Source organism: Actinomycetospora lemnae, from assembly GCF_028737315.1.
Classification (GTDB): domain Bacteria; phylum Actinomycetota; class Actinomycetes; order Mycobacteriales; family Pseudonocardiaceae; genus Actinomycetospora; species Actinomycetospora lemnae.
Genome location: NZ_JAQZAO010000001.1, coordinates 580,762 through 596,571, shown reverse-complemented (window position 1 = coordinate 596,571; position 15,810 = coordinate 580,762). Strand labels below are relative to the sequence as shown.

Annotated in this window: 14 protein-coding genes; 13 read left to right on the top strand and 1 reads right to left on the bottom strand. The window is 75.4% G+C overall.

All coding sequences use genetic code 11. The annotated features are described in order from the left end of the window. The first annotated feature begins 3 nt into the window (after positions 1-3). The 7 genes from PGB27_RS02885 (at position 4) to PGB27_RS02855 (ending at position 7,465) form a co-directional block, all read left to right on the top strand. Positions 4-414: a YlxR family protein gene (locus PGB27_RS02885; protein WP_332843741.1), complete on the top strand. Its 411-nt coding sequence runs from the start codon at positions 4-6 to the stop codon at positions 412-414. A 61-nt stretch (positions 415-475) separates the two neighbouring features. Continuing rightward, positions 476-3,670 carry a translation initiation factor IF-2 gene (gene infB / locus PGB27_RS02880; RefSeq protein ID WP_274198821.1) on the top strand — a complete coding sequence of 1,065 codons (3,195 nt, stop codon included), beginning with the start codon at positions 476-478 and terminating at the stop codon, positions 3,668-3,670. A 97-nt stretch (positions 3,671-3,767) separates the two neighbouring features. Beyond that, complete coding sequence (locus PGB27_RS02875; protein WP_274198820.1) at positions 3,768-4,064, top strand: DUF503 domain-containing protein; 297 nt, start codon at positions 3,768-3,770, stop codon at positions 4,062-4,064. 25 nt (positions 4,065-4,089) lie between these two features. Next, on the top strand, positions 4,090-4,614 hold the full coding sequence (gene rbfA / locus PGB27_RS02870; protein ID WP_274198819.1) for a 30S ribosome-binding factor RbfA: 525 nt from the start codon (positions 4,090-4,092) through the stop codon (positions 4,612-4,614). Positions 4,615-4,683: 69 nt separating this feature from the next. After that, positions 4,684-5,694: a DHH family phosphoesterase gene (locus PGB27_RS02865; RefSeq protein WP_408629991.1), complete on the top strand. Its 1,011-nt coding sequence runs from the start codon at positions 4,684-4,686 to the stop codon at positions 5,692-5,694. Positions 5,695-5,704: 10 nt separating this feature from the next. Beyond that, the gene (locus PGB27_RS02860) at positions 5,705-7,093 is read left to right on the top strand and encodes an MATE family efflux transporter (RefSeq protein WP_274198817.1); all 1,389 of its coding nucleotides are present in this window, start codon (positions 5,705-5,707) and stop codon (positions 7,091-7,093) included. 231 nt (positions 7,094-7,324) lie between these two features. After that, positions 7,325-7,465, top strand: coding sequence for a hypothetical protein (locus PGB27_RS02855; protein WP_274198816.1), 141 nt, complete (start codon positions 7,325-7,327; stop codon positions 7,463-7,465). A 147-nt stretch (positions 7,466-7,612) separates the two neighbouring features. On the opposite strand, the gene PGB27_RS02850 is transcribed toward PGB27_RS02855, so the two are convergent. Beyond that, positions 7,613-8,884: a geranylgeranyl reductase family protein gene (locus PGB27_RS02850; RefSeq protein ID WP_274198815.1), complete on the bottom strand. Its 1,272-nt coding sequence runs from the start codon at positions 8,882-8,884 to the stop codon at positions 7,613-7,615. A 64-nt stretch (positions 8,885-8,948) separates the two neighbouring features. Between PGB27_RS02850 and PGB27_RS02845 the strand changes: the two genes are divergently transcribed. The 6 genes from PGB27_RS02845 (at position 8,949) to PGB27_RS02820 (ending at position 15,781) form a co-directional block, all read left to right on the top strand. Continuing rightward, complete coding sequence (locus PGB27_RS02845; RefSeq protein WP_274198814.1) at positions 8,949-9,971, top strand: zinc-binding dehydrogenase; 1,023 nt, start codon at positions 8,949-8,951, stop codon at positions 9,969-9,971. Between the two features lie 35 nt (positions 9,972-10,006). Beyond that, positions 10,007-10,942 (top strand): tRNA pseudouridine(55) synthase TruB, encoded by a 936-nt coding sequence (truB, locus tag PGB27_RS02840; RefSeq protein WP_274198813.1) that lies wholly within the window; start codon positions 10,007-10,009, stop codon positions 10,940-10,942. A gap of 75 nt (positions 10,943-11,017) precedes the next feature. Then, entirely contained in the window at positions 11,018-11,968 is a 951-nt protein-coding gene (locus tag PGB27_RS02835; RefSeq protein WP_274198812.1) for a bifunctional riboflavin kinase/FAD synthetase, read from the top strand. Between the two features lie 100 nt (positions 11,969-12,068). Then, on the top strand, positions 12,069-12,662 hold the full coding sequence (locus PGB27_RS02830; protein ID WP_332843740.1) for a helix-turn-helix domain-containing protein: 594 nt from the start codon (positions 12,069-12,071) through the stop codon (positions 12,660-12,662). Positions 12,663-12,859: 197 nt separating this feature from the next. Continuing rightward, positions 12,860-13,129, top strand: coding sequence for a 30S ribosomal protein S15 (rpsO, locus tag PGB27_RS02825; RefSeq protein WP_274198811.1), 270 nt, complete (start codon positions 12,860-12,862; stop codon positions 13,127-13,129). Between the two features lie 309 nt (positions 13,130-13,438). Then, positions 13,439-15,781 carry a polyribonucleotide nucleotidyltransferase gene (locus tag PGB27_RS02820; protein ID WP_274198810.1) on the top strand — a complete coding sequence of 781 codons (2,343 nt, stop codon included), beginning with the start codon at positions 13,439-13,441 and terminating at the stop codon, positions 15,779-15,781. Positions 15,782-15,810 lie beyond the last annotated feature (29 nt).

Below are 15,810 nucleotides of genomic sequence, written 5' to 3'. Positions count from 1 at the left end.
CCGGTGGCCCGAACCCGCGAGCCCGGTCGTGGGGTGGCGCCGGATCGTGATCGTCGCGACGACGGTCGTGGCCCGGTGCGCACCTGCATCGGCTGCCGTTCGCGGGCCTCGGCGTCGGAACTCCTGCGGGTGGTGGCCGCGGACGGGATCGCCGATCCCGACCCGCGACATCGGAAGCCCGGTCGCGGTGCGTGGGTGCACCCCGATCCGGACTGCCTGACCCGCGCGGAGCGCCGGTCGGCGTTCCCCCGAGCACTACGCGTCCCGGGGCCGCTCGACACCGGAGCCCTGCGCGCACTGCTCGATCCGGACTCCGTCGTCACACCCACCGGGCACGACAGGCGCGACGACCGTCGCGTGCGTACGAGGAAGCAGGTCGACCCCCATGAGCCAGCCGTGAAGCCCTCCCGATGAAGGCGCAGGCGTAGGAGACGAGGTCGCGGGCCCCCCGCTGACCTCGAGGATGAGGAGATCAGTGGCAGGTAAGGCCCGGGTGCACGAGCTCGCCAAGGAGCTCGGCGTCACCAGCAAGCAGGTACTCACGCAGTTGGAGTCCCTCGGCGAGTTCGTCAAGTCGGCGTCCTCGACGGTGGAGGCCCCCGTCGCGCGCAAGCTGCGCGACTCCATGTCGGGCGGCGGCAACGGCTCCGGCCGTCAGCCGCGTCCCGGCGCCACCCCCGGCCCGCGCCCCGGTGGCGCGCCCAAGCCCGGCCCGTCGGGCTCGTCGGGCGGTGCCCCGCGCCCCGGCGCGACCCCCGGACCGCGACCGGGCGCCGCGCCCGGCGGCGGCAGCGCTGGTGGCAACGCTGATGGCAGCGGTGGCAACGGCTCGGCCGGCACGACCGGCGGCGCGCCGCGTCCCGGTCCGCGCCCCGGCGCCCGCCCGGGCCAGTCCGCGCCGGCGGCGGCATCCGCCTCCGCGGCGCCCGCGGCCCCGGCCGAGCGCACCGAGCGCACCGAGCGGACCGACCGGACCGACCGCTCCGGCGGCTCGGCCCCGCAGGCCCCGCGTCCCGGCGGCGGCGACCGCCCGCGTCCGGGTGGCGACCGTCCCCGTCCCGGCGGCATCCCGCGCCCCGGCGCGGAGCGCCCCGCGGAGCGCGGCGGCGACCAGCGCCAGGGCCGTGACGGCCGCGACGGTCGTGACGGCCGTGACGGGCAGGCCCCGCGCCCCGGCCCGCAGCAGCGGCCCGCGGCCGCGCAGGACGGCGGCTCCGCCCCGGCCGGTGACGCGTCGACCGTCGCGCCGCGCCCGTCGGCCCCCAAGCCGGGGCCGAAGACGCCGCGCGTCGGCAACAACCCCTTCGGCGTCGGCTCCGGCGCCCCACCCCGCCCGCAGCGCCCCCAGCCGGGCCAGCCCGGGCAGGGCGGCCCGCGTCCGCCGCGTGACGGTGACGCCCCGGCGCCGCGCCCGCCGCGCGACGGCGAGCGTCCGGCCGCCGCCGACCGTCCGCCGCGTCCCGGCGGTACGGGCGGCGCGACGCCGGGCAACATGCCCCCGCGTCCGAACCCCGGCATGATGCCGTCCCGCCCGTCCGGCCCGCCCGGACGCGGTGGTCCCGGCGGCCCCGGTGGCGGTCGTGGCGGCCCCGGCGGCGGCCGTGGTGGCCCCGGTGGCGGTCGTCCCGGTGGCGGTGGCTTCCGTCCCGGTGGCGGCGGCGGTGCCGGCGCGCCCGCGGGCGGCGGCGGTTTCCGCGGTGGCGGCGGTGGCCGTCCCGGCGGTCCCGGTGGCCGTGGTCGTGGCGGCGGTGCCGCGGGTGCCTTCGGGCGTCCCGGTGGTCCCGCGCGTCGTGGTCGCAAGTCGAAGCGGCAGAAGCGGCAGGAGTTCGACAACATGCAGGCGCCGTCGGTCGGCGGCGTCCGCCTGCCCAAGGGCAAGGGCGAGACCGTCCGGCTGCCCCGCGGCGCCTCGCTGACGGACTTCGCGGAGAAGATCGACGCGAACCCGGCCTCGCTGGTCCAGGTGCTGTTCCACCTCGGTGAGATGGTCACCGCGACGCAGTCGGTGTCGGACGACGTGCTCGAGCTGCTCGGCGGCGAGATGAACTACGACGTCCAGGTCGTCTCCCCCGAGGAGGAGGACCGCGAGCTGCTCGAGTCGTTCTCGATCAGCTACGGCTCCGACGAGGGCGGCGAGGAGGACCTGGCGGCCCGTCCGCCGGTCGTCACTGTCATGGGTCACGTCGACCACGGCAAGACGCGCCTCCTGGACACCATCCGCAAGACCAAGGTGGCCGAGGGCGAGGCCGGCGGCATCACCCAGCACATCGGCGCCTACCAGGTCGACACCGAGCTCGACGGTGAGGCCCGCAAGATCACGTTCATCGACACCCCGGGTCACGAGGCGTTCACCGCCATGCGTGCCCGTGGTGCGAAGTCCACGGACATCGCGGTGATCGTGGTCGCGGCCGACGACGGCGTGATGCCGCAGACGGTCGAGGCGATCAACCACGCCCAGGCGGCCGACGTGCCGATCGTCGTGGCGGTCAACAAGATCGACAAGGAGGGTGCGAACCCTCAGAAGATCCGCCAGCAGCTCACCGAGTACGGCCTGGTCGCCGAGGAGTACGGCGGCGAGACGATGTTCGTGGACATCTCCGCCCGCGAGAACATCAACATCGACGGCCTGCTCGAGGCGGTGCTGCTCACCGCGGACGCGTCGCTGGACCTCCGGGCCAACCCGGACATGGAGGCCCAGGGTGTCGCGATCGAGGCGCACCTCGACCGCGGCCGCGGCCCGGTGGCCACCGTCCTGGTCCAGCGCGGCACGCTGCGCGTCGGCGACTCGGTCGTCGCCGGCGACGCCTCGGGCCGCGTGCGGCGGATGCTCGACGAGTACGGCGACGACGTGCAGGAGGCCCTGCCGTCGCGTCCGGTGCAGGTCATCGGCTTCACGTCGGTGCCCGGCGCCGGCGACACCTTCCTCGTCGTCGACGAGGACCGGGTGGCGCGCCAGATCGCCGACCGCCGTCGGGCCCGCGAGCGCAACGCCGAGCTGGCCTCGCGCCGCAAGCGCGTGAGCCTCGAGGACCTCGACGCGGCGCTCAAGGAGACCAACGAGCTCAACCTGATCATCAAGGGTGACAACTCGGGGACCGTCGAGGCCCTCGAGGACGCGCTCACGAAGATCGACGTGGGCGAGGAGGTCCAGCTGCGGATCCTCCACCGCGGAGTCGGTGCGATTACCGAGGGCGACATCAACCTCGCGATCGCGTCGAACGTCATCGTCATGGGCTTCAACGTCCGTGCCGAGGGCAAGGCCACGGAGCTGGCCACCCGCGAGGGCATCGACATCCGCTACTACTCGGTCATCTACCAGGCGATCGACGAGATCGAGCAGGCCCTCAAGGGCATGCTCAAGCCGATCTACGAGGAGGTCGAGCTCGGCACCGCGGAGGTGCGCGAGGTCTTCCGCTCCTCCCGCGTCGGCACGATCGCCGGCTGCCTGGTCACCGACGGGATCATCCGGCGCAACGGCAAGGCGCGCCTGGTCCGCGACGGTGCGGTCGTCGCCGAGAACCTCACGATCAACTCGCTCAAGAGGTTCAAGGACGACGCGACCGAGGTCCGCGACGGCTACGAGTGCGGTCTGACGCTCGGGTCGTTCAACGACATCAAGGTCGACGACAAGATCATGACCTACGAGATGCGGGAGAAGCCCCGCGAGTGAGTCAGCGTCGCCGGAGGCGACCGTCGAGCTCGAGCGCCCCCGGGACGGCTGGTCCGGCCGTCCCGGGGGCCACCCGTCACCGGACCCCTGATGCCGCATGTACGTCGGTGCGCTCGAGCTCGACCTCCTGCTCGGCGACGTCGGTTCGATCAAGCAGAAGCGCTCGGTTGTCCGTCCCGTCGTGGCGGAGCTCAAGCGCAAGTACGCCGTCTCGGTCGCCGAGGCCGGCCACCTCGACCTGCACCGCCGCGCCCTGATCGGGGTCGCGGCGGTCGCGGCCGACCCCGAGCACGTCACCGACGTGCTCGACCACTGCGAGCGGCTCGTGGCCTCACACCCCGAGTTCCAGCTGCTCTCCGCGCGGACCCGCTGGCTGGGTCCGCACGACGACTGACCCCATCGACACAGGAGGGACCGCCATGGCCGACGCGCCACGGGCCCGCAGGCTCGCCAAGCGGATCTCCCAGATCGTCGCCTCGACGCTGGAGCACGAGGTCAAGGACCCGCGCCTGGCGATGGTGACGATCACCGACACCCGCGTGACCGCCGACCTCCGCGAGGCCACGGTCTTCTACACCGTGTACGGCGACGACGCCGAGCGCGCCGGGTCGGCGGCCGCCCTGGCCAGCGCCCGCGGCGTGCTGCGCACCGCCGTCGGCCGGCAGACCGGGGTGCGGTTCACGCCCACCCTCGCGTTCGTCCCGGACGCGGTGCCCGAGGGCGCCGCGCGCCTCGACGAGCTGCTCGAGGGGGTCCGGCGCGCCGACGCCGAGGTCGCGACGCTCGCCGTCGGCGCCTCCTACGCCGGCGAGGCGGACCCGTACCGCAAGCCGCGCGAGGAGGACGAGGACGTCCCGGTCGGCGACGGTCTGGACGACCACCTCGACGACGAGGACGAGGATCTCCCGGCCGGGCCCGGTCACGGGGCGCGGTCGACGGGGTGACGACGACTCCGTAGCGTGATGCCGTCGCTCCCTGCGCGGGGGCGCGGGACACGAGGAGGCGCACCGGCCATGGTCGCGGCGGAGGAGAGCCGGGGGGTGAGCCGGCCGGTCGACCTCGACGAGGCGGTGGGCCTGCTTACGGGAGCGCGCCAGGTGGTGCTGCTCGCCCACGTCAATCCCGACGCGGACGCGCTGGGCAGCGCGCTGGCCCTCGGGCTCGCGCTGCACCGCCGTGGCGCGCAGGTGCAGGTGTCGTTCGGGGCGCCCGAGCAGCCGGCGGAGTCGTTGCGCGCCCTCGACGTCGCCGGCCTCGTGGTGCCCCACCACCGGGTCGCGCACGTCCCGGAGCTGCTCGTCGTGCTCGACACCGGCAGCGTGGACCGTCTCGGCCCGCTCGCCGACCGCGCCGAGACGGCCGGGACGACGCTGGTCATCGACCACCACGTCTCGAACTCCGGCTTCGGCACGCACTACTACGTCGACCCGCGCGCCGAGGCCACCGCGGTCATGGTGCTGCACCTGCTCGACGCCATGGGCGCCTCGGTCGACCTGCCGACCGCGCGCTGCCTCTACGCCGGCCTGGTCACCGACACCCGCAACTTCCGGGCCGCCTCGCCCGACACCCACGCGATGGCCGCCCGGCTGCTCGTCGCGGGCGTCGACGCCGAGGCGGTGACCCGTCCCCTGCTCGACACGCACCCGTTCTCCTGGCTCTCGATGCTCTCGGTGGTGCTGGGGACGGCGCGGCTCGAGGTCGGCGAGGCCCGGGGCCTGGGGCTCGTGCACGCGCGCATCGGCCGCGAGCACGTCTCCTGCGGGCGCCAGGAGGAGATCGAGAGCGTCATCGACGTCCTGCGCACCACCGCGGAGGCCGAGGTGGCCGTGGTGCTCAAGCAGGTCGGCGAGCACCGCTGGACCGCCTCGATGCGCTCGAAGGGCCGGCTCGACGTCGCCGCGGCCGCGTCGGCGCTCGGCGGGGGTGGGCACCGCGTCGCCTCCGGCTTCACGCTCGAGGGCGAGGCCCCCGACATCCTCGACCGCGTCCGGCACGCGCTGGCCGACGCGCCGCTGCTGGGATGACGGGGCGCGGGTGAGCGCGCCGGGCGCGACGGTCGACCCCGGGGCGCGGCGGGTCCTCGCGCTGGCGTCGTCGGCGCTGGTCGTCCTGGTCGCCGAGCCGCTCTACCTGCTCGTCGACACGGCGGTGGTCGGGCACCTCGACGGGGCGAGCGCAGCGACGGGGCATCAACCCGGGGTGCCGCTGGCGGGCCTCGCGGTGGGCGGGGTGGTGCTGGCGCAGGTCGCGAGCCTGGGCACGTTCCTCGCCTACGGCACGACCGCGCGCGCCGCCCGCCACCACGGCGCCGGCGACCGGCCCGCCGCGGTGCGCGAGGGCGTCGCCGCGACGTGGATCGCGCTGGGGGTGGGGCTCGCCGTCGTCGCGGTCGTGTGGCTCGCGGCCCCGTGGCTGGCGGACCTCCTCGGCGGCGGGGGCGCCGTGGCCGACGCCGCCACCGGCTGGCTGCGGATCGCGGTGTGGGGCGCGCCGGGCATCCTCGTCGCGCTCGCGGGGCACGGGTGGATGCGCGGGGTGCAGGACACCCGGCGCCCGATCATCGTGGTGCTCGCGGGCAACGGGCTCTCGGCGATCCTGTGCCCGCTGCTCGTGTACGGCATCGGACCGTTCCCGCTTCCATGGTCGAGTTCCGCTTCGCTGCATCTCCCGGCTCTGGGGCTCGAAGGCTCCGCGTGGGCGAACCTGGGCGCGCAGGCCACGGTCGGGCTGCTGTTCGTCGGCGCGCTGCTGCGCGAGGGCGTGTCCCTGCGCCCGGTGCCGGCGGACATGCGCGCCCAGTTCGGCCTCGGCCGCGACCTCCTGCTGCGCAGCGCCGCCTTCCAGGCCTGCTTCCTCTCGGCGACGGCGGTGGCCGCGCGGTTCGGCGCGCCGTCGGTGGCCGCGCACCAGATCGTGCTGCAGCTGTGGATGTTCATGGTGACGGTGCTCGACGCGCTGGCGATCGCGGCGCAGTCGCTGGTCGGGGCGGCGCTGGGGGCGGCGTCGGTGGCCGCGGCGCGGCGGGTGAGCGGGCGGGTCGTGCGCTACGGGCTGGTGCTCGGGCTCCTCGCCGGCGTCGTGTTCGCCGCGACGGCCGGCGTGCTGCCGGGGGTGTTCACGTCCGACCCGGCCGTCCGGGACGTGGTGCCCGAGGCGTGGTGGTTCTTCGTGGCGCTCCAGCCGGTGGCGGCCTACGTGTTCGCGCTGGACGGGGTGCTGCTGGGCGCGGGCGACGCGGCCTACCTGCGCCGCATCACCGTCGGCTCGGCGCTCGGCGCCTTCCTGCCGACGATCTGGCTCTCGCTGGTCCTGGGCTGGGGGCTCGTGGGGATCTGGGCGGGGCTGACGCTGTTCATCGTCGCCCGCGCCGTCGCGGTCGGCCTGCGCGTGCGCGGCGACGCCTGGGCGGTCACGGGGACCTGAGCCCGGTTCCCGCGCCTCTCGGCGTCGGTCCTGGGGCCGTGATCCCTTCCGGTGCTCCGGGAACCCGCTGACACCGGGTCCACGGAGCACCGGCGCGGATCATGGACGCGATGCACGAGCACACTCCGGCGTGGCCGCGGGAGCCGTCCGTCTGGTCGACCCGTGAGGACGTCGGCGCGGGGGACCTGAGGAGTCGGCGTCGTCGCGACGGCAGACGAGGCGGACGAGCTGATGGACCGCGTCGCGCACCTGCTCGGTCCCGGCCACGCGCCCTGGTCGCTCGCGCAGGTCCCGGGCCGGCTCCTCGACGACGACGCCCGCGCGGTGCACGGGTCACTGCTCGAGCAGGCCGAACCCGAGCGGGGAGGGTGATCAGGAGCGCGCTGTTCACCTCGCCCGCCCGGACGCGGTGCACCAGGTACTCCTGATCAACGCTCCGCCGGTGCGCCGCCTGACCACCGCGGTGCTCGATCACGTCGACGACCTCGCCCAGCCCGACCGAGCAGCCGACCGAACCCCTCAGCCCGCGGCCACGGGCCGGCGCAGGTCGGCGGCGGGGAACGGGGGCAGGTCGTCGGCGCGCAGGGAGGCGCGGCCGGCCACCCGCCAGGCGCGGGCGACGAGGTCGGCGTCCTCCTCGGTGACGAGGTTGCCCATGACCCGCAGCGCGACGGTCATCAGCGCCCGCGAGCGCATGCCCACCGGTCCGGCCAGCGGGAGCAGGCGGGGCATGGTCAGCAGCGTCGCGAGCCGGCGGGCGATGGAGAACGCCGAGCCGTAGTGGCGGCGCAGGGTCGCGGGCCAGGCGAGGGAGAGATCGTCGTCGGTGCCGAGCAGGCCCGCGACGGTCCGCCCGCTCTCCAGGCCGTAGTCGATGCCCTCGCCGTTGAGCGGGTTCACCAGGCCGGCGGCGTCACCGACCAGCGCCCAGTTCCGTCCCGCGACCCCCGACACGGCCCCGCCCATCGGCAGCAGGGCCGACGCGACGTCGCGCACCTCGCCGTCGAGCTGCCAGTCCTCGCGGCGCTGGTCGGCGTAGTGCGCGATGAGCGAGCGCAGCCGGACGTTCGCGGGCCGGGCCTCGGTCGCGAGGGTGCCGACGCCGATGTTGACGTGCCCGTCGTGCAGCGGGAACACCCAGCCGTAGCCCGAGAGCACCTCGTCGGAGGTGCCCCGCAGCTCCAGGTGCGACGAGATCCACTGGTCGTCGTGGCGCCCCGAGCGCACGTAGCCGCGGGCGGCGACGCCGTAGGCCGTGTCGCGGTGCCACTCCCGCCCGAGCACGCGACCCAGCGTCGAGCGGGCCCCGTCGGCGACGACGAGGCGCCGGCACGCGACGGTCGTGGACTCCCCGTCGGCGGTGGTGAAGACCACGCCCGTGACACGGTCCCCGTCGCGCTCGACGTCCATCGCGCGGGCGCCCTCGACCGGCACCGCGCCCTTCGTCAGCGCGACCGTGCGGATGCGGGCGTCGAGCTCCGTGCGTGCCACGGCCCCGCCGTGCGCGGGCAGCGAGCCGCCGGGCCAGGGCAGCTCCAGCAGCTGGCCGAAGCCGGCGGCGCGCAGGCCCCGGTTCGTCCCGCGCCCGCGCACCCACCCGCCGAGGCCGAGGTGCTCGAGCTCCGCGATCGCCCGGGGCGTGAGGCCGTCGCCGCAGGCCTTGTCGCGGGGGAAGACGGCGGCGTCGGCGAGGACGACGTCGTGGCCGGCGTCGGCGGCCCACGCCGCGGCGGCCGACCCGGCGGGGCCGGCGCCCACGACGAGGACGTCGGTGCGCGTCGGGATGGTCACCCCTCCAGCATGCCTGGTGGTCGGTGATCGGGCCGGGCAGGAGGGACCGGGGGAGACTGGCCCGGTGCGCGCGGTGCTCGTCGAGGAGTTCGGGGCCGACCCGGCGGTGGTGGACCGGCCCGACCCCGCCCCGGCCCCCGACGGCGTGGTCGTGGAGGTGGAGGCGACCGGGCTCTGCGCGAGCGACCGCTTCGCCTGGCGCGGCCACGACGCCGGCGTGGTGGTGCCGTTCGTCCCGGGCCACGAGCTCGTCGGTCGCGTCGTCACCGTCGGCGCCGAGGTGCGGCGGGCCCGCCCGGGCGACCGGGTGCTCACGCCGTTCGTCCAGGGCTGCGGGCGCTGCCCGACCTGCGCGGCGGGCCAGGCGCAGGTCTGCCCGCACCAGGAGCAGCCCGGCTTCACGCACGACGGGTCGTTCGCCGAGCTCGTCGCCCTGCGCCACGCCGACGCCAACCTCGTCGCGGTCCCCGACGACCTCGACGCCGGGGGAGCGGCCCTGCTCGGGTGCCGCGTCGCGACCGCCTTCCGCGCCGTCGTCGACCGGGGCGGCGTGCGGGCCGGGGACCGGCTCCTCGTGCTCGGCGCGGGCGGTGTGGGGCTCGCCGCGGTCCTGGTCGCCCGGGCCCTCGGCGCCGAGGCCGTCGTCGTCGACCCCGCCCCGGCGGCACGCCGGCGCGCCCTCGACCTCGGGGCGACGGACGCCCTCGACCCCGCAGCGGGTCCCGACGGGGTGCGCGAGGCGGTCGGGGGCGGCGGCCCGCGGGTCGCCGTGGAGGCCGCCGGCCGCGCGGACTCGCTCGCGCTCGGGGTCCGGGCGCTGCGCCTGCAGGGGACGCTCGTGCAGGTCGGGCTGCTGGCGACCGAGCCGGCCGTGCCGGTGCCCGAGGTGATCGCCCGCGAGCTCGCCCTGCTCGGCAGCCACGGGATGGCCGCCGCCGACTACCCGCGCCTGCTCGACCTCGTCACGAGCGGGCGCCTCGACCCGTCCCTGCTCGTCACCCGGCGCATCGGGCTCGACGCGGCGCCGGCGGCCCTCGCGGCCCCGCCCGTGCCCGGCGAGGTCGTCGTCGTCGAGCCGAGCCGCTGATCCCGGGCGTCGACGGTCCGGCATGATGGACGGCCGTGTCCGGACGAGGTCGAGAGCGGCGTGAGCCGCGGGATCCACCCCCACCGGGGCTGCTCGTCGTCGACAAGCCCGCGGGGTGGACGTCCCACGACGTCGTCGGGCGGGCGCGCCGGCTGATGGGCACCCGCAAGGTCGGGCACGCGGGCACCCTCGACCCGATGGCGACCGGCGTCCTCGTGCTCGGCGTCGAGCGGGCGACGAAGCTGCTGGGCCACCTGGCGCTCGACACCAAGAGCTACCTCGCCACCATCCGCCTGGGCCTCGCGACCACCACCGACGACGCCGAGGGGAAGCCGCTCGGCGAGCCGGCCGACACCCGCGAGCTGACGGACACGGCCATCGGTGCGGGCATCGCAGCCCTCACCGGCGAGATCGCCCAGGTGCCGAGCAGCGTCTCGGCGATCAAGGTCGACGGCCGGCGCGCCTACGAGCGGGCGCGGGCCGGCGAGGACGTGGTCCTCGAGGCCCGCCCGGTCACGGTGTCCCGCTTCGACGTGCTGGCGAGCCGCACGGAGGGCCCGTTCCGCGACCTCGACGTCCTCGTCGACTGCTCGTCGGGCACCTACGTCCGCGCCCTCGCCCGCGATCTCGGCGCGGGCCTCGGCGTCGGCGGGCACCTGACGGCGCTGCGCCGCACGCGGGTCGGGCCCTTCACGCTCGCGCGGGCCCGCACGCTCGAGGCCCTGGGCGCCGAGCAGGAGGAGCACGGCCGCGCCGGGCTCTCGCTCGACCTCGACGCCGCCGTCGCGACGGCCTTCCCGCGCCGCGACGCGGACGCCGACGAGGCCGCCGGGCTCGCGCACGGTCGTCCGCTGCCCGCCGGGGGCGCGGCCGGCACGGTCGGCGTCTTCGGGCCCGACGGGCACGTGATCGGGCTGGTCGCCGACGACCGCGGCGCCGCCCGGCCGGTGCTCGTGCTCGCCCCGGCGTGAGCGGTCCCACCGCGAGGGGCGTGATCCACCCACCGACGCGGCGTGACCGCGGGCCCCGCCCGTAGGCTCGCCGCCGTGCAACGCTGGCGGGGACTCGACGGGGTGCCGTCGGGCTGGGGTCGGTGCGTCGTGACCATCGGCGTGTTCGACGGCGTCCACCGCGGCCACCAGCAGCTGATCGGCCGGGCGATCGCCCACGCGCGCGAGCTCGGCCTGCCCACGGTGCTCATCACCTTCGACCCGCACCCCGCCTCGGTGCTGCGCCCGGGCACGCACCCGGCGCGGCTGACGACCCTGACCCGGCGCGCCGAGCTGGTCGCCGAGCTCGGCGTCGACGCGTTCTGGGTGCTGCCGTTCACCCCGGACCTCGCCCGCGTGGCGCCCGACGAGTTCGTCCACGAGCTGCTCGTCGACCGGCTGCACGCGGCGATGGTGGTGGTCGGGCGCAACTTCACGTTCGGCTACAAGGCGGCCGGCGACGTCGCCGAGCTCGTGCGGCTGGGCCAGCGCTTCGGGTTCGCCGCCGAGGGCGTCGACCTCGTCACGGAGCCCATCGGCGGCGCCGTGTCCGGGTCGACGGTGACGTTCTCGTCGACCTACGTGCGCGCCTGCATCAGCGCCGGCGACGTCCGCGCCGCCGCCGAGGCCCTCGGCCGCCCGCACCGCCTCGAGGGCGTCGTCGTGCGCGGCGACCAGCGCGGCCGCGAGCTGGGCTACCCGACCGCCAACGTCGACTGCGGCGAGCACGCCGCCATCCCGGCCGACGGCGTCTACGCCTGCTGGTTCCACCACCAGGGCCGCGTCCTGCCGGCGGCGACGTCGGTGGGCACCAACCCGACCTTCTCCGGGCGGGTGCGCACGGTCGAGGTGTTCGTCCTCGACTCCGACGAGGACCTCTACGGCGCGCGGGTCGGCGTCGACTTCGTCGAGCGACTGCGCGGCATGGACCGCTTCGACTCGGTCGACGAGCTCGTCGTCGCCATGGACGGGGACGTGGCCCGCACCCGCGAGGTCCTCGGTATCTGAAGCCACCACCTGTCCCGAACGGCCACCACCGCCCGCCGCCGGGTGCCACCATCGCCCGGCGGGGCGGCACGGGGGAGGGGACGGAGGCGGGGTGACGCGCGTGGGCCGATCGCAGCCCGCGGGAGGACGACCACCAGGGACGGGCGCCGGACACCCGGCGGCCGACACGACCACCACCGGGGACGACCGGGCGGCCGCCCTGCGCCGCAACCGGGAGCTCCAGCGCCGGTTCTACGGCGAGCCGCTGGGCGACCGGCTCCGGCGCCTCCTCGGCGCCCTCGACGTCTCCCAGGCGGCGCTGGCCGCAGCACTGCGCGTCAGCTCACCGCAGCTCTCGCAGCTGATGAGCGGGCGCCGCGTCAAGATCGGGACGCCGGCGGTGCTGGGGCGGCTGGTCCTCCTCGAGCAGGCCGTCGCCCGGTACGGCGCGGACGGCCGCCCGACGACGCCCAACCGGGCGGCGGTGACGCGGCTGCTCGACGAGGTCCGCGCCGCCGAGCCGCTCGCCCCGGCGGGGTCCTACGACCTGCTGCGCACCGTCGCCGGCCCCGACGAGCTCGCCCGCGCCGCGGACACCCTCGACCGCGGCTTCCCGTCCCTCGCCGGCCTGCTCCGGCGCGCCGCCCGGGGCGACACCGCGAGCGACGCCCCGGACGACTCGACCGCGGCCGAGCAGCCCGACCCGGGCCGCTGATCCGGTGACCCGGCCCGTCGGTACACTGGGTACCGATTCGCCTGGCTGCGGTCCGTGGTGGCCGGGCGGCGGGTGGTCCGGCCGTGCGCCGACCCCCGCGAGCGCGTCGCCCGCCGTCAGCGTCTCCGTCCGTCGGGGCGTGGCGGGCGTCGGCCCTCCGCACGGCACCGACGACAGCAGACAGGAGCACCACCCCCGTGGCACTGACCACCGAGCAGAAGAAGGCGACCCTCTCCGAGTACGGGGTCCACGAGACCGACACCGGGTCGCCCGAGGCGCAGGTCGCGCTGCTGACGCAGCGGATCGTGCGGCTCACCGAGCACCTCAAGATGCACAAGCACGACCACCACTCGCGTCGTGGTCTGCTGCTCCTCGTCGGCCGCCGTCGCCGGCTGCTCAAGTACGTCGCCTCCGTCGACGTGGCCCGCTACCGCTCGCTCATCGAGCGGCTGGGGCTGCGTCGCTGACCTGACGGGGCACCCCTGATCACCGCGCACGCACCGCGCCGATCGGCCACGACGCCGGTCGGCGCGGTGGCGTACGCGCCGCCGGAGCCCCCGGGAACGCTCCCGGGGTCCCGGACACCACCGAACGCCCCCGCCGTCACCGCCCGCCATCCCAGGACGCCCGCGCGTCGGCCGGTCCTCGGTAGTGGCCCCCGGACACCGCAGTCAGCACTGCGTCCGTGGGCTTCGATCGAAGACCGCTCGTCGCGGCCCGCGTCGTCGTGGAGCCGTGGGCGGGGCGCGGTCGGGGCTCTGTAGAGGAGAACCCCCATGACCGAGACCGACTCGGGCGTCCACGAGACCACCGCGGTCCTGGACAACGGTGCCTTCGGCACCCGCACCGTCCGCTTCGAGACGGGCCGCCTGGCCCGCCAGGCGGCCGGCGCCGTCGTCGCCTACCTCGACGACGACACGATGCTGCTCTCCGCGACGACCGCCTCGAAGCGGCCGAAGGACAACTTCGACTTCTTCCCGTTGACGGTCGACGTCGAGGAGCGCATGTACGCCGCGGGCCGGATCCCCGGCTCGTTCTTCCGCCGCGAGGGTCGCCCGTCGACCGACGCGATCCTCTGCGCGCGCCTCATCGACCGCCCGCTGCGCCCGACCTTCACCTCGGGGCTGCGCAACGAGGTCCAGGTCGTCGTGACGGTCCAGAGCCTGGACCCGAAGGACCCCTACGACGTCCTGGCGATCAACGCCGCGTCGGCGTCCACCCAGATCTCCGGGCTGCCCTTCGACGGCCCCATCGGCGCCACCCGCGTCGCGCTGATCCCGCAGTCCACGGGCGACGCCCGGTGGGTCGCGTTCCCGACGTGGGACCAGCTCGAGGGCGCCGTGTTCGACATGGTCATCGCCGGCTCGGTGACCTCCGACGGCTCCGACGTCGCGATCGCCATGGTCGAGGCCGAGGCCACCGACCGGGCGTGGGAGCTCATCGCCGACGGTGCCCAGGCGCCGACCGAGGACATCGTCGCCGCGGGCATGGAGGCGGCCAAGCCGTTCATCCGCACCCTCTGCGAGGCGCAGAAGGAGCTGTACACGGCGGTCGGGACCACGACGAAGGACTACCCGACCTTCCCGGCCTACCAGGACGACGTCTACTCGGCGGTCGAGAGCGCGGTCGGCTCCGACCTCGACGACACCTTCAGGATCACGGGCAAGCAGGACCGCGACGAGGCCCAGGACGCCATCAAGGACCGCCTCGTCTCCGAGCTCGCCGGCAAGTTCGAGGGCCGCGAGAAGGAGATCGGCGAGGCGTTCCGCTCGCTGACCAAGAAGACGGTCCGCCAGCGGATCCTCACCGACGGCTTCCGCATCGACGGCCGCGGCACCACGGACATCCGCCCGCTGGCCGCCGAGGTCGAGGTCGTCCCGCGGGCCCACGGGTCGGCGCTGTTCGAGCGCGGCGAGACCCAGATCCTGGGTGTCACCACGCTGAACATGCTGCGCATGGAGCAGTCGATCGACTCGCTGACGCCGACGTCGACCAAGCGCTACATGCACCACTACAACTTCCCGCCGTTCTCCACCGGTGAGACGGGCCGCGTGGGCTCGCCGAAGCGCCGCGAGATCGGCCACGGCGCGCTCGCCGAGCGCGCGCTCGTGCCGGTGCTGCCGAGCCGCGAGGAGTTCCCCTACGCGATCCGCCAGGTCTCCGAGGCGCTGGGCTCCAACGGCTCGACCTCGATGGGCTCGGTCTGCGCGTCGACGATGTCGCTGCTCAACGCCGGTGTGCCGCTCAAGGCGCCGGTCGCGGGGATCGCGATGGGCCTCGTCTCCGGCGAGGTCGACGGCGAGCAGAAGTTCGTCGCGCTGACCGACATCCTCGGCGCCGAGGACGCATTCGGCGACATGGACTTCAAGGTCGCCGGCACCAAGGACTTCATCACCGCGCTGCAGCTCGACACCAAGCTCGACGGCATCCCGTCCGACGTGCTGGGCAAGGCGCTCACCCAGGCCCGCGGGGCCCGCCTCGCGATCCTCGACGTCATGGCCGAGGCCATCGACACGCCCGACGAGATGAGCGAGTTCGCGCCGCGCATCACCACGGTGAAGGTGCCGGTCGACAAGATCGGCGAGGTCATCGGCCCGAAGGGCAAGATGATCAACTCGATCACCGAGGAGACCGGCGCCGACATCTCCATCGAGGACGACGGCACGATCTACGTCGGTGCGGCCGACGGGCCGAGTGCCCAGGCCGCGATCGACAAGATCAACGCGATCGCCAACCCGCAGCTGCCGAAGATCGGTGAGCGCTTCCTCGGCACGGTGGTCAAGACCGCCGCGTTCGGCGCGTTCGTCTCGCTGCTGCCGGGCCGCGACGGCCTCGTCCACATCTCGAAGCTGGGTGGCGGCAAGCGCATCGGCAAGGTCGAGGACGTCGTCAACGTCGGCGACAAGCTGCGCGTCGAGATCACCGACATCGACAACCGCGGCAAGATCAGCCTCATCCCGGTCAAGGAGGAGGACGCCGCGGCGGCGCCCGCCACCGACGGTGCGCCGGCTTCCGACGCGCCGGCCGACGGCGCCGAGTCGACCCCGGCCGCCCCGACCGGTCCGGCCGCCACCACCGGCGCCGTGACCGGCGCCATCGGGGGCTCGTCGCAGGGGTGACGGGAGACGTAGCGCGGCGGAGCTCGACC

What these genes read in the sequence shown, in the direction of transcription:
- PGB27_RS02820 (WP_274198810.1), top strand. Translation starts at nt 13,439, where the DNA reads ATGACCGAGACCGACTCGGGCGTCCACGAGACCACCGCGGTCCTGGAC.
- rbfA (WP_274198819.1), top strand. Translation starts at nt 4,090, where the DNA reads ATGGCCGACGCGCCACGGGCCCGCAGGCTCGCCAAGCGGATCTCCCAG.
- PGB27_RS02865 (WP_408629991.1), top strand. Translation starts at nt 4,684, where the DNA reads ATGGTCGCGGCGGAGGAGAGCCGGGGGGTGAGCCGGCCGGTCGACCTC.
- PGB27_RS02875 (WP_274198820.1), top strand. Translation starts at nt 3,768, where the DNA reads ATGTACGTCGGTGCGCTCGAGCTCGACCTCCTGCTCGGCGACGTCGGT.
- PGB27_RS02855 (WP_274198816.1), top strand. Translation starts at nt 7,325, where the DNA reads ATGGACCGCGTCGCGCACCTGCTCGGTCCCGGCCACGCGCCCTGGTCG.